This is a genomic window from Haladaptatus sp. SPP-AMP-3, from assembly GCF_049568665.1.
Lineage (GTDB): Archaea > Halobacteriota > Halobacteria > Halobacteriales > Haladaptataceae > Haladaptatus > Haladaptatus paucihalophilus.
Genome location: NZ_CP145897.1, coordinates 403,918 through 423,623, shown reverse-complemented (window position 1 = coordinate 423,623; position 19,706 = coordinate 403,918). Strand labels below are relative to the sequence as shown.

24 protein-coding genes and 1 tRNA gene are annotated in these 19,706 nt (G+C 61.3%); 11 read left to right on the top strand and 14 right to left on the bottom strand.

Features of this window, described 5'->3' with window-relative positions; genetic code table 11:
* Positions 1 to 145 precede the first annotated feature (145 nt).
* A complete protein-coding gene (locus tag V5735_RS02685) occupies positions 146 to 457 on the top strand; it encodes a hypothetical protein (RefSeq protein ID WP_423744951.1) in 312 nt (103 codons plus the stop codon).
* On the opposite strand, the gene V5735_RS02680 is transcribed toward V5735_RS02685, so the two are convergent.
* The 3 genes from V5735_RS02680 to V5735_RS02670 all read right to left on the bottom strand — a co-directional run bounded on the left by V5735_RS02680 (position 438) and on the right by V5735_RS02670 (position 4,789).
* Positions 438 to 554: a rubrerythrin-like domain-containing protein gene (locus tag V5735_RS02680; protein WP_139025542.1), complete on the bottom strand. Its 117-nt coding sequence runs from the start codon at positions 552 to 554 to the stop codon at positions 438 to 440. The two genes, V5735_RS02685 and V5735_RS02680, sit on opposite strands and share 20 nt — an antisense overlap.
* A 59-nt stretch (positions 555 to 613) precedes the next feature.
* Positions 614 to 1,546 (bottom strand): DUF368 domain-containing protein, encoded by a 933-nt coding sequence (locus V5735_RS02675; protein WP_423744950.1) that lies wholly within the window; start codon positions 1,544 to 1,546, stop codon positions 614 to 616.
* Positions 1,547 to 1,723: 177 nt separating this feature from the next.
* On the bottom strand, positions 1,724 to 4,789 hold the full coding sequence (locus V5735_RS02670) for an oligosaccharyl transferase, archaeosortase A system-associated (RefSeq protein ID WP_423744949.1): 3,066 nt from the start codon (positions 4,787 to 4,789) through the stop codon (positions 1,724 to 1,726).
* Positions 4,790 to 5,120: 331 nt separating this feature from the next.
* Between V5735_RS02670 and V5735_RS02665 the strand changes: the two genes are divergently transcribed.
* Complete coding sequence (locus V5735_RS02665) at positions 5,121 to 6,242, top strand: glycosyltransferase (protein ID WP_423744948.1); 1,122 nt, start codon at positions 5,121 to 5,123, stop codon at positions 6,240 to 6,242.
* Between the two features lie 26 nt (positions 6,243 to 6,268).
* Here the strand turns inward: V5735_RS02665 and V5735_RS02660 are convergent, their stop codons facing one another.
* Both V5735_RS02660 and V5735_RS02655 read right to left on the bottom strand, forming a co-directional pair.
* Entirely contained in the window at positions 6,269 to 7,306 is a 1,038-nt protein-coding gene (locus V5735_RS02660) for a glycosyltransferase family 4 protein (RefSeq protein WP_423744947.1), read from the bottom strand.
* Between the two features lie 56 nt (positions 7,307 to 7,362).
* Positions 7,363 to 8,505, bottom strand: a complete 1,143-nt coding sequence (locus V5735_RS02655; RefSeq protein WP_423744946.1) for a glycosyltransferase — start codon at positions 8,503 to 8,505, stop codon at positions 7,363 to 7,365.
* Positions 8,506 to 8,644: 139 nt separating this feature from the next.
* Here V5735_RS02655 and aglJ point away from each other — a divergent pair, with 139 nt between their 5' ends.
* Positions 8,645 to 9,553 (top strand): S-layer glycoprotein N-glycosyltransferase AglJ, encoded by a 909-nt coding sequence (aglJ, locus tag V5735_RS02650; RefSeq protein WP_423744945.1) that lies wholly within the window; start codon positions 8,645 to 8,647, stop codon positions 9,551 to 9,553.
* Positions 9,554 to 9,586: 33 nt separating this feature from the next.
* On the opposite strand, the gene V5735_RS02645 is transcribed toward aglJ, so the two are convergent.
* Both V5735_RS02645 and V5735_RS02640 read right to left on the bottom strand, forming a co-directional pair.
* Positions 9,587 to 10,210, bottom strand: coding sequence for an RAD55 family ATPase (locus tag V5735_RS02645; protein ID WP_423744944.1), 624 nt, complete (start codon positions 10,208 to 10,210; stop codon positions 9,587 to 9,589).
* Positions 10,211 to 10,233: 23 nt separating this feature from the next.
* Positions 10,234 to 10,872, bottom strand: a complete 639-nt coding sequence (locus V5735_RS02640) for a P-loop NTPase (protein ID WP_423744943.1) — start codon at positions 10,870 to 10,872, stop codon at positions 10,234 to 10,236.
* Positions 10,873 to 10,954: 82 nt separating this feature from the next.
* Here V5735_RS02640 and pyrB point away from each other — a divergent pair, with 82 nt between their 5' ends.
* From pyrB to V5735_RS02625, 3 genes are all read left to right on the top strand, one after another.
* Positions 10,955 to 11,866 (top strand): aspartate carbamoyltransferase, encoded by a 912-nt coding sequence (pyrB, locus tag V5735_RS02635; protein WP_423744942.1) that lies wholly within the window; start codon positions 10,955 to 10,957, stop codon positions 11,864 to 11,866.
* The gene (gene pyrI, locus V5735_RS02630) at positions 11,863 to 12,324 is read left to right on the top strand and encodes an aspartate carbamoyltransferase regulatory subunit (protein ID WP_007982879.1); all 462 of its coding nucleotides are present in this window, start codon (positions 11,863 to 11,865) and stop codon (positions 12,322 to 12,324) included. Before pyrB ends, pyrI begins: the two co-directional genes overlap by 4 nt.
* A 76-nt stretch (positions 12,325 to 12,400) precedes the next feature.
* A complete protein-coding gene (locus tag V5735_RS02625) occupies positions 12,401 to 13,072 on the top strand; it encodes a hypothetical protein (RefSeq protein WP_423744941.1) in 672 nt (223 codons plus the stop codon).
* Here the strand turns inward: V5735_RS02625 and V5735_RS02620 are convergent, their stop codons facing one another.
* Together V5735_RS02620 and V5735_RS02615 are read right to left on the bottom strand one after the other, a co-directional pair.
* Positions 13,073 to 13,687 (bottom strand): VOC family protein, encoded by a 615-nt coding sequence (locus V5735_RS02620; RefSeq protein WP_423744940.1) that lies wholly within the window; start codon positions 13,685 to 13,687, stop codon positions 13,073 to 13,075.
* Between the two features lie 37 nt (positions 13,688 to 13,724).
* A complete protein-coding gene (locus tag V5735_RS02615; protein ID WP_423744939.1) occupies positions 13,725 to 14,651 on the bottom strand; it encodes an FKBP-type peptidyl-prolyl cis-trans isomerase in 927 nt (308 codons plus the stop codon).
* Positions 14,652 to 14,756: 105 nt separating this feature from the next.
* Here V5735_RS02615 and V5735_RS02610 point away from each other — a divergent pair, with 105 nt between their 5' ends.
* Both V5735_RS02610 and V5735_RS02605 read left to right on the top strand, forming a co-directional pair.
* Positions 14,757 to 15,521: a helix-turn-helix transcriptional regulator gene (locus V5735_RS02610; protein WP_423744938.1), complete on the top strand. Its 765-nt coding sequence runs from the start codon at positions 14,757 to 14,759 to the stop codon at positions 15,519 to 15,521.
* Positions 15,522 to 15,571: 50 nt separating this feature from the next.
* Positions 15,572 to 16,051: a phosphopantetheine adenylyltransferase gene (locus V5735_RS02605; protein WP_423744937.1), complete on the top strand. Its 480-nt coding sequence runs from the start codon at positions 15,572 to 15,574 to the stop codon at positions 16,049 to 16,051.
* A gap of 20 nt (positions 16,052 to 16,071) precedes the next feature.
* On the opposite strand, the gene V5735_RS02600 is transcribed toward V5735_RS02605, so the two are convergent.
* On the bottom strand, positions 16,072 to 16,392 hold the full coding sequence (locus V5735_RS02600) for a transcription initiation factor IIB family protein (RefSeq protein WP_423744936.1): 321 nt from the start codon (positions 16,390 to 16,392) through the stop codon (positions 16,072 to 16,074).
* Positions 16,393 to 16,478: 86 nt separating this feature from the next.
* Between V5735_RS02600 and V5735_RS02595 the strand changes: the two genes are divergently transcribed.
* A tRNA-Leu gene (locus V5735_RS02595) sits at positions 16,479 to 16,563 on the top strand.
* A gap of 229 nt (positions 16,564 to 16,792) precedes the next feature.
* Here V5735_RS02595 and V5735_RS02590 read toward each other — a convergent pair.
* From V5735_RS02590 to V5735_RS02580, 3 genes are all read right to left on the bottom strand, one after another.
* Positions 16,793 to 16,948: a hypothetical protein gene (locus V5735_RS02590; RefSeq protein ID WP_154652468.1), complete on the bottom strand. Its 156-nt coding sequence runs from the start codon at positions 16,946 to 16,948 to the stop codon at positions 16,793 to 16,795.
* 100 nt (positions 16,949 to 17,048) lie between these two features.
* A complete protein-coding gene (locus V5735_RS02585) occupies positions 17,049 to 17,468 on the bottom strand; it encodes an RNA-binding protein (RefSeq protein ID WP_423744935.1) in 420 nt (139 codons plus the stop codon).
* Between the two features lie 30 nt (positions 17,469 to 17,498).
* Positions 17,499 to 17,687: a hypothetical protein gene (locus V5735_RS02580; protein ID WP_007982862.1), complete on the bottom strand. Its 189-nt coding sequence runs from the start codon at positions 17,685 to 17,687 to the stop codon at positions 17,499 to 17,501.
* Positions 17,688 to 17,846: 159 nt separating this feature from the next.
* Here V5735_RS02580 and V5735_RS02575 point away from each other — a divergent pair, with 159 nt between their 5' ends.
* A complete protein-coding gene (locus tag V5735_RS02575; RefSeq protein ID WP_423744934.1) occupies positions 17,847 to 18,413 on the top strand; it encodes an NUDIX hydrolase in 567 nt (188 codons plus the stop codon).
* Here the strand turns inward: V5735_RS02575 and V5735_RS02570 are convergent.
* On the bottom strand, positions 18,397 to 19,221 hold the full coding sequence (locus V5735_RS02570; RefSeq protein ID WP_423744933.1) for a hypothetical protein: 825 nt from the start codon (positions 19,219 to 19,221) through the stop codon (positions 18,397 to 18,399). The genes V5735_RS02575 and V5735_RS02570 overlap by 17 nt on opposite strands.
* A 133-nt stretch (positions 19,222 to 19,354) precedes the next feature.
* Between V5735_RS02570 and V5735_RS02565 the strand changes: the two genes are divergently transcribed.
* Positions 19,355 to 19,645 carry a hypothetical protein gene (locus V5735_RS02565; protein WP_423744932.1) on the top strand — a complete coding sequence of 97 codons (291 nt, stop codon included), beginning with the start codon at positions 19,355 to 19,357 and terminating at the stop codon, positions 19,643 to 19,645.
* Positions 19,646 to 19,706: the final 61 nt, after the last annotated feature.

The following is a 19,706-nucleotide window of genomic DNA, read 5'->3' as shown; positions in this document are numbered from 1 at the left end:
GTAACCGGATTTCGTTCTCGTCGATTGAATAGTTTCGTATCCGCCCGGAATCGAATCGATGGTTCCCGGACGCTACCGATGTCACTGTTCCTCACAGTACCGCTTCGAAGGAACGCTTTAGCCGAACGGGTGATTGTTTTCAGGCGTGTTCGATACTCTCCACCGCGAACTCGAACTGATAGAGCGGGCGCTCGGGACCCTCCTGCTCGTCTCCGAACACGGACCGGTCGGGATTCGTCGGCTGTCTCGCATCACCGAACGAGAACACCACGAAATCCGCGCCGCCCTCAGGCTCCTCGAAGAGGAGGGGTACGTCGAATCGACGCCCGACGGCGCGACGATAGCTCCCGAAGCCCGGACGTTTCTCGCCGAGCTAGACGACGATATCGACGACATGACGGCGCATATCGACGCGCTCCCCACCCGATTGACGGCACCTACTCGCGCGGAACGCTGACGTTCCGCATCTCCGAATCGCAGTCCGGACACTCCCCGGGGTGCTGAAGCGCGCTCACCCGCTTGCCGCAGTTCTCACATTCGTACGTTGCAGTCATCTCGGAGAACCTATGCCATGCAGTAAGTTAACAGTAGTTCTCGTCTAGAAACCGAACGGTCAGTAGTCCAAATCGTCGGTGGTGTGGTTGAGCAACAGCACCGCGCCGCCGCCGACGAGGACGGCGACGAGCGCCCCGCCGATTACCGTCGGGGTCCACGCGAACGTCGACGCCGCGACCGTCTTCTCGACGGGGAAGCGAAGCGCTCCGACCATCAGGCTGACGAGGAAGGTCAGAGTCGCCGCTCGGTAGTGTTCGAGCGCCCACGCAACGACCTTCGAAATCGTCAACAGCCCGATGAGGGCACCGACCATGAACGTCACGACGACTATCCCCGGCGTGACGACGGCCCCGACGGACCCGCCGTCGACGAGTCCGACGAGCGCGTCCTTGACTCCGTGCAGACTTTCAGAGAGGTAGTTGTACTGACCGAGGAGCATGAGGATGAGCGCGCCGGAGACGCCGGGGAGTATCATCGCACTGATGGCGACCATTCCGGTCACGAAGACGAGCGGAAGGGGCGTCGCACCGGTCGCCGATTCGGTCGCACCGGCTATCAGGAAGGCGACGGCGAAGCCAGCGATGGCGGCACCGACCTGCCCCGGCGTACTCACCGACACTTCGTCGTAGAGGACGATGGCCGACGCGGCGATGAGTCCGAAGAAGAAGCCGTACAGCAGGACGGGATGCTGTTTGCTTCCCCACGTGACCAGTCCCGTCACCGCCACGACCGCCGTCGCGATTCCCGCCCCGAGTGCGAGCAGAAACGGAATGTCCATCTCGGAAAGGATTCGGCGAGCGTTCGCGCGTTCGTCGGGGTCGTACGCTCGGAGGATGTTCAGCACGATTCGCGGGTCGAACGACGCGACGGCCGAGATGAGTCGCTCGTAGATGCCCGTGATGAGGGCTATCGTCCCGCCGGAGACGCCGGGGACCGCATCGGCGGACCCCATGCAGACGCCTTTCAGGTAGACAGTCAGCAGGCCACGCATTGCACCCGGGTTTCCGGTCGAATCAAAAAACGATTCCCATCCGCGGTCGACGCCAGCAGGCTCTCGCTCGTCACCAGTCACGCCCGGCACTACGGGCCACTCGAATATGAGAATGTGGGCTGGCGGGGTGAAATCAAGCGAACGGAAAAACGAAATCGAAACCGCAACCGACGCGCTTCAGTCGCGGCGCGCCACGACCATCGCGGCCGCGAACGTGCCGACCAGACCGGCGCGGGTCGACGGTGCGGCGGGACTCGGCAGCGAACTGCTGTTCGTCGAGTCGTTGGCTCCGACGGTGCCGTTTCCGGCCGTCGCGTTACCGCTGGTCGAGTTACCGGCGTTCGCCGGACCCGACGAGGAGTTGCCGGTGGAGTTGTTCGCGCCGCCGACCGGAACCGTCTGCTGTTGGTCCACGGAGACGGTCACCGGGTTCGTGTTCTCGCCGATGACTTGGCCTTCCGTGACCTGTGCCGTCGCGTTTTTGAACGTGATGCCGTCGTCGCCGAACGTCTTCGGCGTCGAGAACTCGTAGGGACCGACCGCACGAACGCTGACGTTCGTGTAGCCTTTCTCCGTGCCCCACTTCTCGTAGCCGGTCGTGGAGTACGGCAGGGTCATGGTGAACGTCCCGTCCCCATCGGTTTTCGCCTGCTGGGTGTAGGTGAACGTGCCACCGTCGGGGGAGTTCATCTTCACCGAGGCGGTGATGGTCGTGTCCGCCGGGCCGGTTCCCTGCACCGTCGCGCCGGGGACGCGTTCGAACGTCTTCACCCACGCGGGCGAGGTGCGCAGGAAGTCCTGTCCCGAAGCACCGCCCTGTTGGAGCAGTTGTAGTCGCTGACTCAGCACCTGATAGTGCGAGTAGACGCTCGTGGACTGCGACTTGCTCTCCTTGACGACGCGGTAGTGTTGGAGCGCCGGAATCCGCTCGCTCGGATACGGGCCGATGCCGCCGATTTGCGAGCTTCCGTCCTTTTCGACGAACTCCCGCGCCTCTTTCATCGTGTCGAACGTCCGAACGACGGTTTCGTTCGGACCCTGCGGATTCTGCTTGTACGTTATCTGCTGGCCGTTCCGCGTCCCGGTGCCGACGTCCCAGTCGAGGACGATGGGTTTCGGTTCGACCGAGCTACCGCCGTACTTGTACAGACGGACCATCTGCGTCTCGTAGTACGCCTGTTTGTGCTGGACGACGTAGTTGCCCTGATCGCCGACCAGGATGTAGTCCATGAACGTCGATTGCGAGACGTTCTTGTTGAACACCGTCGGCGCGAAGAACTTGACGTTGCCCTGTCTCCCCTTCGTTTCGACCATCTTCCAGTCGACCATCACGTAGCGCGTCTCCTCGTTCTTGTCGCCGAGCGAGTCGATGACGGCGTTCGCCTGCGACTCGTTTTGCGCGAGCAGGTAGTTCGCGGCCGTGGTCGCACCCTCCTGGAACGGGTTCGCGTTGGGGATGCGCTCCCCGTTGACCGTAATCCAGTGACCGTAGTCCCACCACGACATGACGCCGTACGACCCGTCCGGATAGTCGAAGTCGCCGTCGTCTTGACTGTACGTGCCGTAGTAGTTCATCGAGTTTCCGGCACCGCCCAAGTTACCCTCCTGTGGGGTGTTCTTCTGCATCCACTGCAGGGAACCCTCCCACTGGGTGACCGAACCGGGTCCGGTGTTGTTCCCGACCGTCTGTGCGGTGTACGTCTTCGTACCGCTGACTTGAACGGGGACGACGAGCGCCGGGACGACCAACAGAACGACGAAGACCACCGCGAGCACCTGATACGCCTCGACGTTTCGAATCGTCTCGCTGGCCGAGTCGCCGATACCGACGAAGCCGAGAACCCACCCGAGGAGGTAGGCGTTCAGCACCGCGACCGGAACCGCGAGATAGTAGTTGAAGCGTACCTGCGTGAACGCTGCCGCCACGATGAACGCCGACCAGACGAGCACGAGGAACTTCTCTCCCTCGTGTTCGTCCGCCGACAGCGCGCGCCAGACCATCACCAGCGCGCCGACGATTGCCGTGAAGAACATCAGGCCGTACTGCGGAACGACGGCCGACGTGAGCGATTGGCCACCGTTCAAGAACGGTTTCGCTTCGCCGATGGTGCGCTGTGCCGCGCCCGCATTGAATCCGACGAACCGAACGAGATTGTTCTGAATCAGGTTGAACAGACCCGGCAGGGCGACGTAGACGACGAGCGCGCCGACCACGAGAATGCCGAAGACGGCCACCGGGTAGCCGGTCGTCGCGAGGTCGCGGTCGTCCCATTCGCGTGCCAGCCACGCCATGAATCCCGAACCGATGGCGATGGCGAACGCCATGAGCGGTTGCAGGAGCGAGAACTTCGTCGCGCTGAACGTGGCGGTCCCGAACGGCACGAGAAGGAGGAGTCCCGTGACGCCCATGCTGATCGACGCGACGAACGCGAGGTGGTCTGGACTGACGCCGCGCACGTAATCCGCGGTCAGCTTCAGCAGGAAGAACACGCCGAAGATACCGATGAGGAGCACGCCCGGCGGCCACACCCACAGATAAAGAGCGGTTGCGATTCCAGCGAGGGTGCCGTAACCGAGTGGACGTCGCACCGCCGCGAAGTCGCGGTCCGCGAGCAGTTCGAAGACCGGACGTTCGCGTTCCGCGACCGAGACGGCGACCATCATCGCCAGGACGGCGAACGCTTGGAAGAACGGCTCGACGATGTTGTGGTCCGAGAAGCCGACCAATCCGCGGTTGAGGAAGACGCCCGGAATGAGTGCCAACACGAGAACGCCGAAGAGGCCGCCGAGTCGGCCGCTCAACCGCTTCCCGATGAAGTAGGTCGGGACGGCGACGAGCGTGCCGAACACCGCCGGTGCGACCAGCAGCGTTAGTGCGACCGTTTTTTGCGATGGATCGCCCAATCCGACGATCAGTGCCACTGTGGCGACGATCTGGTCGTAGAGCGTGCCGAACTGGCCGACGCTCGTCCCGTACGGATAGTACGTCCACGGGTCGAACGGCATCGTCGCTGGCCAGTGACTGACTGTATACTGTACCTGTCTGAGGTGATACCACGCGTCGTTACCCGAGAAGAACACTTCGCCGTTCCTGACGAAGCTGTCGTAGGACTGCAACCGAACCCACAACATGAATCCCAGCAATACCGCGAGTACGGGGACGTGGTACCAATCTTCTATCTGGTCGAGGACTGAATCTGTAAGAGTGGAGGAATCCTCGACCTGTTCGGTGCCTTGGCTCATCTGGTGGAGAATTTGCTAAAACGCGCATAAGCCTTATGATGACGTGCCATCAAAAGCGCATATTCCAGTCGAAGTCTGACATGAATTTCCCCGACTACTATCTTCGGATTCTACAACAGTAGTTCGAGTAACGGCGGCCACGAGATAATCGATAACACGGAGTACTTATATTGAGAACGGTACGGTGTGTATAACACCGGGACAGGAAAAGACATGATAGTGAAATTCTCAATCGACGGTAGTACTTTCGCGGCGCGTACCGGTTCAGAAACAGACATGTCTGTTGAACGTATTGTTCGGATACCTACCTACACATGATCGGAGAACGAAGATGACCAGCGTTACACTTGTCTCGACGGCCGATGATGGCGAGTGTGGAATCGGTACGTACACCGGTTCCCTGATTTCGGACATGGATGGCGAGGTTGATGTGACGCACGTAACCGTTCCTCTTCGGTCGAAAAACCCGCTACCGTATATCACGAATGCGGTGAGAGCAGGTCGTTCGTCAGACGACGTCATTCACGTTCAGCACGAATACGGAATCTTCGGCCCGAAAAGTATCTGGAGTTGGTTGTTCTTCCCCGTTCTCTACTTCGTTGCATTTCTCCGGAATACGCCAGTCGTCTTGACGCTTCACAGCGCGTGGAACCGGGAGACGATAGATCCACCGTTGGCCCTACTGAAGCGCGTGTATGTGAAGTTAAACAATCTGTTGCTCGTCGCTGGGGCGAGCTATCTCATACTGCTATCCGAGAATTGCAAGGACCGCTTCGAGGAAAGCGTGCCGCTGAGGCGGTACGAAATGATGTCACACGGTGTTCAAACCGAAACCGTCTCGATGAACACCTCGGACGCAAAGCGGGTGTTCGGATACGACTCTACAGAAACCGTCGTCGTCGTTCCGGGCTACATCCGTCCCGAGAAAGGTCAGGATGTGTTCGTGAAAATCGCGGACCGTGCACCGGAATACGAGTTCCTCATCGCAGGCGGGGTACAGGCGGATGAAGACGAGGAGTTCCTTCGTGAAGTCGAGCGGACCGCGCCTGAAAACGTCCAAATAACGGGGATGCTCGACGATAGCAGGTTCAACGCCGCATTCAACGCCGCGGATGTTGCGGTTCTACCATATCGTGACGTGACACAGAGCGGTATCTTCAACTGGTGTGTCGCATACGAGGTCCCGACTGTGGTGAGCGATGAATTGTATTTCAGACGCTTGAACGAGCAATGGGATTGTGTTTCCCTCTTCGATGTCGAAGACCCAGAATCCGCGACGATGCAGATACAGGACCTCCTGTCGAATGAGGAACGGAGGATGAAAATCGCCGAAGGAATGCGAAACTACGGGAAGGCAAGTTCGATGGAGACGGTTATCGAGAAGCATATTTGGATTTACGAGGCGGTAGATACATCGGATCGGCGACACTTCGACCAAGTGGAAACGGCTTGAGGTGACGTTGACCGACGTAACCGTATTCAAACGATTCCCTCGTTATCCCGCTCGCTCCGACATGCGCCCGACCGATTCTCTGTCAAAACGGATGAATAACTCCGTTCGATACGCTCGGCAACCTGGTTCCAACTAATAATTCGGTCTGTCCCCGTTTTCGAAGTCCGGGCCTCGGAAATAGCATTCGTTATCGAATCTGGAGAAAGGTCAGTTACCGGAACGACGCCCGGATTTTCCAACCAGTCGTCCAAAGCGCTCCCTGTACGAACGACACAAGGTGTTCCACTAGCGAGCGCCTCCGCAACCGTCATTCCGTACGCCTCGAACTCCGACAGCAACAGATACGCTGTGGCACCGGCGTACAAACCCGGTAGTCGATCGCCGGCGACGTAGCCTAAAAATTTCACCTGCTCCTCGACACCCGTCTGACGGGCGAGACGGCGTAGCGCCGATCGATAACTGCCGGACCCGGCCACGAGGAGGTCGTATTCGGGAAGGGTAGTGAGTGTACGAATCGCGTGCTGGACGCCTTTATATTCTTCCAGCCGACCGACACAGAGTAAATACGGCCGGGAATGGTCAACTGGCTCAGCGGTTGTGAACCGTTCTATCCGCAATCCGTTCGGGATTACATCGGCGGTGGTACCGAAATCGTGCTCTAATCGACGAGACTCCCATTCACTAACGGCGATGATGGCGTCTGCTTCGTTCAACGCCCATCTTCCGAGAGGCCGATACGCCCGAAGCAGGTGGTTCCTGATACGACTCGAACTTTCGCCGTGATAGTGTGGTGTCACAACCAACGGTGCGTCCGTTGCCAGTGCCGCACACAACATAGGGACCGAGTGATAGTTATGTGCGTGAACCACATCCGGTTTGGCACGGCGCACTGCACGAATGATTCCCGGAGCGATGTGAAACGCATTTTCTGGTGCAAATCCCCGACATCGGTGAACGGAAACTCCTCGCCTCTTCTCTCGATTCGTCACATCCGATCCCGCATCGGCGGTAACTACCGTAACTTCGTGCCCCCGCTCGACGAGACGCTCGCTGATCTCCTTCACATGTGTCTCGACACCACCGACGCGAGGTGGATACCGCGGCGTTACCTGTACTATCTTCACTCGAACGCCTCCCGCAACTCCTCATCTATCTCCCACGTTCCATCCCCTTCGCCACGCAACAACTCCACGCTCGCCCGGAACAGCGATACTTGCGTGTCGAAGATGGCGTACACCGGCTGCAGTGGTCCGAGGCAGTCACTGCCTCCGAGTTTGATGAACACTCCAAGCCCCGCCGGAACGACCAACCCAAACGGTCCGGTCGCGACCAGCGCGGCCCCCGTCAGCAACCCGATGCCGAGCGCGACCAGCCACGGCGAGACGATCATGAACCACCAATTGAACGGCAACACGACGCCTCCGTACTTCCCGTGTCGGCCGAGTGCGTCCCGGTGCTGGACGAGCAGGCGGATCAATCCCATCCCACGCCGGTCCTTCTGGAGACGGCGCTTTCCGAAATCGGAGTGCGATGCCTCGCTGTAGCGGATTTCGGGGTCGTAGATAACCCGCTTTCCGTTCCGGCGAATCTTCAACGCGAGTTCCGTGTCGTCGGCGAGCGACTCGGGGTCGATGGGGACGATGGCGTCGTTTTCGAAGGCGGAGAACGGGCCGTGGAAGATAAGGGTGGAATCGAGGTGCGATTCGAGCGTCTGGATGTGCGCCTGCACGCCGCGATATCCTTCCTCGACTTCGCTTCCACCGAGTACGTCCGTGTTCTTCCCCGTCACTGCCGCGACGTCCGGGTCGGCGAGGTTCGCGGCGGCGACCCGGAGCACGTCGTTCGCGGTGAAGGAGTCGCAGTCGGTTTTGACCACCATCTCGTTCTCGGCGGCCGCATAGGCGTCGTTGAGCGCGGGGGCGAGTCCCCGCCGTTCCTTCTCTTCGATGAGGTTCAGCGAGGGATGTTCTCGGTCCGCGAAATATTCTCGGATCAGGTCCGGCGTCTCGTCGTCGCTCGAATCCACGACGACGAGTTCGACGTTCTCCATCGGATAGTCGAGTTCGAGCAAGTCGTCCAGTTTCTTCTCGATGATGTCGGATTCGTTGTACGTCGGCAAGATGATGCTGACCGCCGGTTCTGCGTCCCGTTTTCGGGCCGGTGAGCCCTCCGGACGAATCAGTCCGTACAGCGCGAGAAAACAGAAATACGGAATCGCGGCCACGGCGATAACGACGGCGGCAGCCTTGGCGAGCCGGTTCATGGCCGGTCCTTTGTCGCTTTGTTTTAAACATCTATGGATTGCCAGACAGTCGCTCGACACTGACAGTTCTGGCACCTCTCCCAACACTGACAGACTCAAAAGGTTGGGCTTTTAGACCCCGGTACCCATTTCCCTGACAATGCCCGACAGAGAGGACGTGTGCGTGCTCATCCCCACGCTGAACGAAGCCGAGACGATTGGCGAAGTCATCGACGGCTTCCGCGAGCAGGGCTTCTCGAACGTCCTCGTAGTGGACGGAAACTCCGACGACGGGACGCGCGACGTGGCGACGGAGCACGGTGCGCGCGTCATCGAACAGAGCGGCGTCGGGAAGGGGCAAGCCGTCCGCGAAGGCTTGGAGCACATCGAAGCGGAGTACGTGCTGATGCTGGACGGGGACGGAACGTACAAACCGGCGGACGCCGAGACGATGCTGGAGCCGCTCGACGACGGCTACCAGCACGTCATCGGCAACCGGTTTGCGGGCATGAACGACGGGTCGATGCCGCGGTTGAACCACTTTGGCAACCGCGTTATCAACCGAGCGTTCTCGATCATCCATCGGTCGGATTTCAAGGATATCCTCAGCGGCTATCGGGCGTTCACGAGAAAATCCGCGGAGCGTTCGTACCTCACCTCGGACGGCTTCGGCGTCGAAACCGAACTGGCGGTCGAATGCGTCAAACACAGCGTTCCGACGGCCGTCGTGCCGATTCAGTACGAAGAGCGGCCGGACGACTCGGAGACGAACCTCCATCCGCTTTGGGACGGGGGTGACATCATCATGACGCTCTACCAACTCGCGAAGACGAACAATCCGCTATTCTACTTCGGGAGTATGGGTATGTTGAGCGGTCTCATCGGGGTTATTCTGGGAATTTACGTCGCCGTCGAGTGGGTGACGCGCCACATCTCTCACGAAGTCATCGCGGTCGTCGCCGGTATCTCCATCATCTTCGGCCTGCAACTGCTCATGTTCGGCGTCCTCTCGGATATGATCGTCACGCTTCACCGGGAACAGATGCGTCGAATCGACGAACGCCGCTGAGAAGGGTGACGGGTTCACGACGCGCCGAAATTTTCACGCGATATCCCGACTGGTGTCGATTGCCACCCTCTCCGTGAGTTCGAGTTTGATGGTTTCGGGAAGCGCCCGTCCACCGCGGAACTTCGGCACTGCGAGTCGATTTTCGACGCGGTCGCCCGAAATTTCGGTGTTGAGTTGAAACACCACATCGACGGCGTGTTCCGTGATGTCCCGCTGGTCGGGCACCCATCGCCCATCGAGACAGTGAAGAATTGCGAGGCTGTCCGTTCCGCGGAGGTGGGCCTGCAGGTCGTGGAGGAAGTTCCGATACCGAGTCGGGTCCTCCCGTTCCAGTAGGTTCATCGGGTCGATGATGAGCGTCGAATCGCTCCGGAGCCGCTGGAACAGTCGTCGCGCGTGGTCCAGCGGTGCATCACCCGGAATGTATCTGACTTCCGGCGTCCGACGGCTGGATTCGCGCCGAAATCCGGCACTCACCGTCTCCTCGTCGCGGTCGGTCGTCAGGTACAACGTGGGGCGGCTGGCGGTGAACTCGGTCAACAGGAGTTCCGCCTGACTGGCCGGAGATGCACAGAGCGCGACGGTGCTCCCGGGGGGGATACCTCCGTCGAGTTTCCGGTCGAGCACCGGAATTCCGGTCGAAAGCCGCGGTACCATAATTGTGACAACTCCAACGGCGTTCATAAGTGTTTGGTCAGGAGTGTTGACGCGAGACGGTCGTATGCCCGCTGAACCGATTCGTCCGAGAGGACGGCGACGCCGCCGTCGGGAACCGAGGCAAGAACGGGACCGTCGAGGAGGCGCTCGATTCCCGTTGGCGGGTGCTCCGTTCGGGTGAGGGCGACCCCGACGATAGTCGTCCCGAGTGCACGGGCCATCGCGGCGGTTTTGGCCGTGTCGCGGAGGCAGGCCGGGTCGGTCGTCGTCACCAGCAGAACGTGGTCCGCGAGGCGAAGCGGCGTCGCCGCGTCCGGTCCCGCCCCCGCCGGGCAGTCAACGAGAACGTGGTCGGCGGCGTCGGCGAGACGGGAGAGCGCGCTCGGGAGGTGAACGGTGTCGCCCATCGATTGTGGCGCGGGAACTACTTCGACGCCGGAGAGCGTCGGCGGTGGGTGCGTGGCGATTTCGACCGCCTCGCCGTTCGCGACGGCGGAGAGGTTCGGGGTCCCGTCCACGCTGGCGAGGTGATGGAGGTCGGGCATGTCCACATCCGCGTCCGCGGCGAGCACCGACCGGTGCATCCGGCCGAGCGCACCCGCGAGTCCGAGCGTCGTCGTCGTCTTTCCACAGCCTCCTTTTCCACCGGCGATGGCGAGCATGTCGGGTGTGGTTCCGTCATCGGATTTAAAGTCCGGGGGCGACCCGTGCCTTTCAAGGCGCGTGGCGACCCCTGTTCGAACGATGCGGCACGACCACCTCATCGACACGAAACAACTTTCGCGGCAGGACATCGAGGACGTTCTCGACCGCGCCGCCGAAATCGACGCCGACCCGGCGGCGTTCGGGGACCGACACGCGGGAAAACTCCTCGGGTTGCTGTTTTACGAACCGAGCACGCGCACGAAGATGAGCTTCGAGACGTCAATCAAACGTCTCGGCGGCGACATCGTGGACATGGGTTCCGTCGAATCATCGAGCGTGAAGAAGGGAGAGAGCCTCGCCGACACGACTCGCGTCATCGAGGGCTACGCCGACGCGCTCGTGTTGCGCCACCCGAGCCAAGGTGCGGCGAAGATGGTGAGCGAGTTCGTCGACGTCCCCCTCCTCAACGCCGGGGACGGGGCGGGCCATCACCCGACGCAGACGCTCCTCGACCTCTATACGATTCGGGAGAACGCGGGACTGGACGACCTCACCATCGGCATCATGGGCGACCTGAAGTACGGACGGACGGTCCACTCGCTCGCCCACGCGTTGACCAACTTCGACACCCGCCAGCACTTCATCAGTCCCGGAAGCCTCAAACTCCCGCGAAGCGTTCGCTACGACCTCCACGAAGCGGGTGCGAACGTCCGCGAACACACCGACATCGAGGACGTGCTTCCGAACCTGGACGTGCTCTACGTCACGCGCATCCAGCGCGAGCGCTTCCCCGACGAGAACGAGTACCGCGCCGTCGCGGGCGACTACCGTATCGACCTCGAAACGCTCGAAGACGCACGTGATGATTTGACCATCATGCATCCGCTTCCCCGCGTCGACGAAATCGCGCCCGAGGTGGACGAGACGGACCACGCGAAGTACTTCGAACAGGCACACAACGGCATTCCAGTGCGTATGGCACTGCTCGACTCCATGCTGGAGGACCAATGAGCGACCACGAACTCCGCGTCAGCAAGATTCGAAACGGCACCGTTATCGACCACATTCGCGCCGGGCAGGCGCTCAACGTCCTCGCAATCCTCGGCATCGACGGAAGCGACGGCGAGGAAGTGAGCGTCGGCATGAACGTACCCAGCGACCGGATGGGCCGAAAGGACATCGTGAAAGTCGAGGGGAAGGAGTTGAGTCAGAACGAGGTGGACGTCCTCTCGCTTATCGCCCCCGACGCGAGCATCAACATCATCCGGGAGTACGAAGTGGCAGAAAAGCATCGCTTGGAGCGCCCCGAGTACGTCGTCGGCATCCTCTCCTGTCCGAACAGCAACTGCATCTCGACGGAGGACGAACCCGTCGATTCGAAGTTCGAGGTGCTCTCCGACGGCGTCCGCTGTGAGTACTGCGAAACCATCATCCGCGACGACCTCGCCGCACATATCAGCGTGAAGTGAGAAACGACGGCCTAATCCGCCGAACTGAGAAAAACGGTCGAAGCCGTTTATGCCGTCACTCGAATTCGTGGCGTGTATGGGAACTCGAATCGGCGCACACGCCGCTGTCGTCGTGTCGCTTCTCCTCGTCTTTTCGGGTGGGGTAGCCGTCGCTGGTAGCGGGGTGACCGGGGCGGCCGCGGCAAATCCGTCGTTACAACTCGGCCAGTACAAGGTGTCAACCAAGGACGTGACCGTCAGAACGTGGGCGCTCCGGAACACGACGGTGAACAACGCGACGGTGGACGAAGTTCACGTCGACACGCTGCAGACCGAAAACGGAACCAAGCGAAACGTCACCCTTCGGAACGTCTCCATCGCGACGGTTCACATCCAAAACGGCACGCTGAAAAACGTGAGCGCGGACCGAATCGTCATCAGAAACCGCTCGATTTGGGACGTGCCGGGCGGCGACCTGTTCGACCCAGGTGTGAGTAACCGCGTTATCAAGCGACACGTGCTCACAAACGTCACCGTCGAGGGGGCGAACCTCGACACGTTGAACGTGACGAAACTGACGGTCGTCAACACCACCGTTCCGAGACGCTCCGCGAACCCGCCTGTGTCGCCGGACGTGACGAATCCCGATACGGGGCCGAAACCCGCCGTCGAAATTAAAAACGCGAGCATCGAGTCCGGAATCGTTCGACAGGCCGACGCCGGTGAGTGGTCGGCCGGAACCGTCCGGTCGCGGAACGCGACGAACTGATCAGAGGAACGACGTACTTTCGACCGTTTTTCCCGTGGGAAACGCCGAACCGTCGAGTTCGAATCGAGGGACGTGTACCCCCTCATCGTCATCGGTATCCTGCCGAAACACCAGTCCCGGTATCTCTCCGAACACCACTCGGAACTCGTCTTCGACGTCGGGGTCGGAAACTGCGAGTTCGACGCGCTCGAACCGCGCGTCGTCCCACGACCCGAGGTCGGCCTCCACGTCGCTGCCGTCGCGGTGCAGTTCGACGCGGAACCCCCACGGCGTCATGACGAACGTTCGTCTCCCGTCGCGGTCACGGACCGACCATCCCGCTTCGTCCGCCCGGTCACAAATCGCGTCGAAGTCGGATGTACACAGTCCGAGATGGTCGAAGTGCGCCCGCCGTCCTGGCGCAATCGTGACGTTGACGTAGCCGCGTTGGGCGTTCTGGAGGCGAAGGCGGAACCCGTCCGGAACCGGGTCGCTCGCGTCGAGCGCGTGAAATTCGCCACCGACCTGCCCGAAGCGCTGGTAAGGCGGCAGTCCGTGCGCGTCGAGTTCGGTTTCCGCGTGGCTCACGTCGGGCGTGTTGAAATGGAGATGAAAGAGTCGTGTCGGGGAGTGCATACCCGACACTGCTCGGCCACCTAAAAAGACGATTCGATTACTCTTCGACGTCTTCGGCTTCGTCGTCGCCTTCTTCTTCGAGTTCCTCGACGAGTTCGTCCTCGTCGATGTCGACGTCTTCGAGGGCTTCTTCGAGGTCGGCACCGCCCATGCCACCCATGCCGCCCATGCCGCCCATCATCCCGGCACCGGCGCCGTCGATGGTCTCTTGCACGATAACGCGGTCGAGGTCGAGGCGGTCGATGACGTCCTGTGCGATCTGCTGTTTCTGGAACATCCACTGCTGGTTCATCGACAGCTGCGGCGTCGCCTCGATGTAGAGAGTTTCCTTCTCGACCGTCTCGGTCTCCGTTTCGCCGTCCTCGTTCTCGACTTCTTCCTCTTCCTCGTCCGTCTGCAGCCACATGTCGAGGTCGGCGTCGATGTACATCGAGAAGAGGCCCTCCGCCTTCTCCTCCGCGTCCTCCACTTCGTCGACGACCTCGTACTCGTATTCGAGGTCTTCACCCGCGAGTGGGTGGTTGAAGTCGACGCGTGCGCGGCCGCCGATGATGGTCTCGACGTAGCCCTGCTGGCCGTCGACGTTGACGTTTGCGCCGGGGTAGCGGTCCTCCTCGGAAATCTTGTCGGCGCTGACCGTGCGGACTTCCTCGTTGTCGTACTCGCCGAACGCGAGTTCGACGGTAACGGTTCCCTCGTCGCCCGCTTCCTTGCCGAAGATGTCCTCTTCGACGTCTTCGAAGATGTGACCGGCACCGAGGACGATGGTTCGGGGACCGAAGTCGCGGCCCTCCGTCTCTACGTCCTCTTCCTCGGCGACCTCTTCGCTGGTCGTGTCGACGAGATCGCCGTCCTCGACGGTTCGTGCGGTGTAATCGAGGTTGATGAAGTCTCCTTCCTGCAGCCCCTCCTGTGTTTCTGCGGTCTCTTCCTCGGTCGCGTCAGCCTCTTGTTCGTCACTCATACCCCAAACGACACCCGTTCGGCCCTTAAGAATCACGTTTCGCCTTCGCGAGGGAATTCAGTCCAAGGGGGACGTTTACATCGCTCCCACGAGTACGCTTGCCCGATGGAAACGCCAGAAACGGTCTCGTTTCTCGCGGGCTCGCCGGAGCGGTTGCGCTTGCTCATCCATCTCCGCGAGTCACCCGGGTCCCCGCGCGACGTCGCTGATTCGCTCGACGTCTCTCACCGGAGCGCCCAACGAAACCTCTCTGAGTTCGCCGACCGCGGCTGGGTGCGGAAGCGCGACGGAAAGTATGCCCTCACCCCGAGCGGCGAACTCGTCACGCGAACGCACGCGAACTACGTCGAGACGCTGGAGACCATCGAGCGCTTCGACGCGTTCTTCCGCCATCTTCCCGACGCGACCCACCTTCCCGACCCGGCGTGGTTGCACGACGCCACCCTCGTCGTCGCGTCGGCGGACCAGCCACAGGCCCCGGTGAGCCACTACGTGAGCCGACTCCGCTCGCGGAAGACCGACTCGATTCGGATGCTCGCGCCCGTCCTGAGCCGCCTGTATCACGACGTTCACGCGGAACTCGTGTTCGAGGGCGTCGAGACGGAACTCGTCATGCCCGCCGACACGCTCGAAACCGCGCGGTCGCTCAACCCGCTCGAATTCAGGCTCGTTCGCCGCGCCATCGACATCTACCGACACGATGGTCCCGTCGAGTTCGGGGTGACGCTCGGCGACGGGTGGGCGCTCGCGGGGGCCTACGACGACGACGGACAGCTTCGGGCGCTCGTGGAGTGTACCCATCCCGCCTTCTTCGAGTGGGCCGAGGAACTGTACCGGCGGTATCGAAAGGAATCCCAACCCGTCGGGTGACGGCACGCCGTTCCGAAGGTGATAAACCACGCGGAACCATTCGCCGGAGTATGGACGTTGCGTTGGGTGGGACGTTTGACCCGGTTCACGACGGACACCGGGCGTTGTTCGAGCGAGCGTTCGAGTTGGGCGACGTCACCGTCGGATTGACGAGCGACGACCTCGCCCCGGCGACTCGAAACGTGGATAGATACGTCCGCCCGTTCGAGGAGCGAAAGCGCGCCCTCGAATCCGAACTCCGGGATTTCGCGGACGACTACGACCGAGAGTTCGACGTACGGAAACTCACCGAACCGACCGGTATCGCCACGGAGGAGAAGTTCGACGTGCTCATCGTCTCCCCCGAGACGAAACACGGCGGCGAGCGAATCAACGAGCTCCGTGCGGAGCGCGGCTTCGACCCCCTCGAAATCGTCGTCGTCCCGCACGTCACGGCCGAGGACGGCGACATCATCTCCAGCACGCGCATCGTCGCCGGGGAAATCGACGAACACGGAAACCTGACCCCCGACAGCGACGGGCGTAATTGAAATTCTTTTTCACCTGTCGATTACCACGACGGCGGTTGAAGCCCCGCCTCTTCGAGGACCGTCTTCCAGCGCTGTTGAATCGTCAATCGAGAGACGCCGATGGCGTCCGCCACCGCCTGCTGTGAGCGCTGGTCGCTTTCGATGAGCGACCCCGCGTACAGACTGGCCGCCGCAACCGCGCGTTTCGAGCGGTCCTCGGGGTCTTCGGCGCCGGAGACCGTCGAGAGAAAGAGGTCCGCCGCCCGCGACCGAGCGGCGGTTTCGAGGTCAAGACGGTCGGCGGCCTGTTGGAGTTCGGCGAGCCACGATTCGTTTTCCACTTGGTCACGAGCCCGATACACGAGGAAAATTAGCGCGTCATCCGTTATAAACGCTCGTCCGAGGAGAACGACAGTTTCTTATCTCGCACCTGAAAAGCCCCTACTGCGTGCGGGTAGCCAAGCTAGGCCAACGGCGCAGCGCTTAGGACGCTGTCCCGTAGGGGTCCGCCGGTTCGAATCCGGTCCCGCACATTCTCCGCGAACAACGGTCGTGAGCGGAGAATGTAGCCGACGGGTTCGAAGTAGACCGAACGCAGTCCGCACAGCGAACGGATGTGAGCGAGCAGAACCGTTCGGACGTGGTTCGAATCCGGTCCCGCACAGTTCCATCGTGACCACCGCAGAGCATGCGCTCGGAACGAAAATCACACATCCCGCCGAACGCACGGACGACAAAAAATCGAAAGGCGAGTTCGCGTGGTTAGTGGGCCGAGAAGCCGTCGATCATACCGCCGCAGTCGGGACACGAAACGTACTCGGTACCGGTGCTCTTGTGGCCGGTCGGGTTGCCGTTGCGGGTCGTCCGTGAGTTACCGCCGTGACGAAGGTCAGAATTACAGTATGGACACTCTTGCATGATACTCATCCACGCGTTGCGTGGTAACGATTATCACAACAGTAGGGACCATGATAAACTTTGTGTCGGCTTAATCGGGAGCGAGACCCCGTAATCAGGGTTACGACAGCGCTTTTCTGGCGTTCTCGACCGCGGCGTCCTTCTTCGCGGGGTAGGCTTCGACTTTCGCGCGAAGGGTGATTCCGTCGCCGATTTCGATTTCGTCGCGGTAGGCGGCTTGCTTGTCGAGCGAGACGAAAAACGAGCAGTTGTCGTCCACGCGCTGGTCGAGTTCGTCGCGCAGCCCATCGATGTCGTCGAGTTTGCGGAGCCTGCCGAGGATGTGGCGCATCTCGTCCGCGTTCTCCACCCGCGCCGAGAGGATGAGGATGCGGTCGCCGAGGTGTCCCTCGCTTTTCATTCGCTCGATTTCGGCGTCTTCGGGGAGGTACGCGCGGAGAGCGTCCTCGACGCGCTGGTCGTCTTCAGTCGCATAGCAGAATGCCCGCAGGTCGATGTAGTGAAACGGAACGCTAGCCATGTTGGTACGTACGAATCGAAGAAAGAAAAGTTACTCCTCGTCCTCGACGGCTTCGAGGGAATCCTCGGGGATGCCCGTCTCCTGGCCGTCCTCGAAGCTGATGGTGTAGGTGGCGTCGCCGAACATGTTCTCCATGACTTGCGTGACCGTGCCTTCTTCGCCGTCGTACTCGCTGTGCTGGTCGTGCAAAATCACCGCGTCGTCTTCTTCGAAGCTCATACCGCCGGATAGCCCATCCGGTCGTAAAAACCGACCGATTCACGAGTGTCGCCGTCCGAAGGCTTATTTCGCCCGCCAGAATATCGTGGCATATGATTGGACTCCTCGCGCACTCGGATTCTCGCTCGTCCTCAGGGGCTGCCCGCGGTCAGTTATACGATGACGCTCGATGAGCTGTGGTTTCTCGCGACCGAGGCCGAACAGCGAGCGGAACAGGCCTATCACCGGCTGACGGAACGACACACGGAGTTTCTGGAGTTCACGCGAAACTACGAGGTGTCCCGGGGTCGGTTTCGCACGCTCGCCAACCGCGTGTCCGAAAGTGGGGCACCGTACGGTGCACACACCATCGTCTACCGCCCGTCCAATGAACTCCTTCTCGTCTGGCACGCCGGGGTCGATATGTGGGTGCTCCCCGGCGGCGGCATTCAATCGGACGAGACCTACCGCGAGGCCGCGGAGCGTGAACTCGGCGAGGAAGCGGGTGTCGAAGCCGATTACGAGGGATTGGCGATTGCGACCCGGACGGCGATTCGGTGCGGCGACTACTCGACGTGGGGCGTCCTCCCGGTGTTCCAGGCCTGTGCGGAAACGACGACGCCGACGCTGCGTGACCCCGACGGCGAGATAACCGACGCGAAGTGGTTCGCCGAACTCCCGGAGAACACCCGCGACCGCGAGCAACTAGTCGAGTGGAAAGAAGAGAAATTCAGTTCCCGTGCGTAACGCCGTCGCGGGAGTCGGCGTCCATCCGCCGAATCGCGGCGCGGGCGTTCCCTGACTCGTAGCCGAAGAACACGTCGTTACCGTAGGCGTCGGCGACCTCCGTGGCGTGAATGAGGTCGTCGATGTCGATATCCACCGCGTAGAGTTCGATGCTGAACGGCGCGTCGAGGGCGTCTTCGAACCCGCTAGCGATGACTTCGAGCCAGTAGGTGGTCGAATAGGCCATGTCGTACAGCGGGACGATGAACTCGTCCACGTGTTCGGAGAGCACCTTCAAATCGAGTCCGGCCCGCTCGTAGAGGTGGCCGGGATAGGGGTCGGGATACAGGGTCAGATACGTCTTGCCGGGGATTCTGTCGCTCGCCTCCGCGACGAACTCCGTGATGACGCTCGCGCGCCACGCCTTCCAATCGTCGTAGTCGCTCGCCGCGAACTCAGATTCGCACTGCTCGCAGTGGCAGTATTCGGCCCGCGGGAAGCCCACGTCGTCCAATCGAACGTCGGGGTACGCCTCGGCGGCGTCGGAGACCATCTCCAACAGCCCGTCGCGGTACGCCTCGCGGGTCGGGCAGATGTACCCCCAGTCGAAGTAGGGTTGCTCGCGCGTGGCGAGTTCGCCCTCGTCGCTCACGGGAACCAGCGAGGGGTCGTTTTCGGCGGCGGTGCTGTCGCCGAAGCACGAAATCATGTTCACGCCCGCCTCGACCGGTTCGGTTGCACGCCCCGTCACGTCCTTCATCTCGTAGAACCCACGCTCGAACTCGGGCCAGTCGAGTTCCTCGGGGTTTCGCGTCACCACACCGTACATGGTTCGCCGTTCGGGTTCACGCCGGTAAGACGTTTCGAACGCGGCGTTCGACCCTCCGTCGGCTTCCCCCTCTTCAACCCCTTTCGAGTTCGAACCACAGACCTACCCCGGAGGAGACCCGATACTCTAGTCCATGATTCGACCACTACTCGACATCACGCGAGCGTGTTTGGGCGTCCTCCCGTCCGCGGCCCCCGGCGAGGACCGACCGCTGAAGGCGTTGCAGGGGTCCGGGAGTTCCTCGTTCGACAAGCTGAACATCCTGTCGCTGCTGGCGCAAGCGGGCTACGCCTTCCAGAAAGGTAACGCGAAGCGCGGCGCGCTCCTGCTTGGTGCGGCGACGATCGCCCCGAAGAGCAAGGAAGCGTCGTACCTCGTGCAGGGCGTCGTCACGCTCGACTCCATCCGCAAGCGACTGTCCTAAACGGCGGCCCCTGTAAACGGGGAGCGGCCGGGATGCGAAAAGTAAAGGATTGACTACCCAC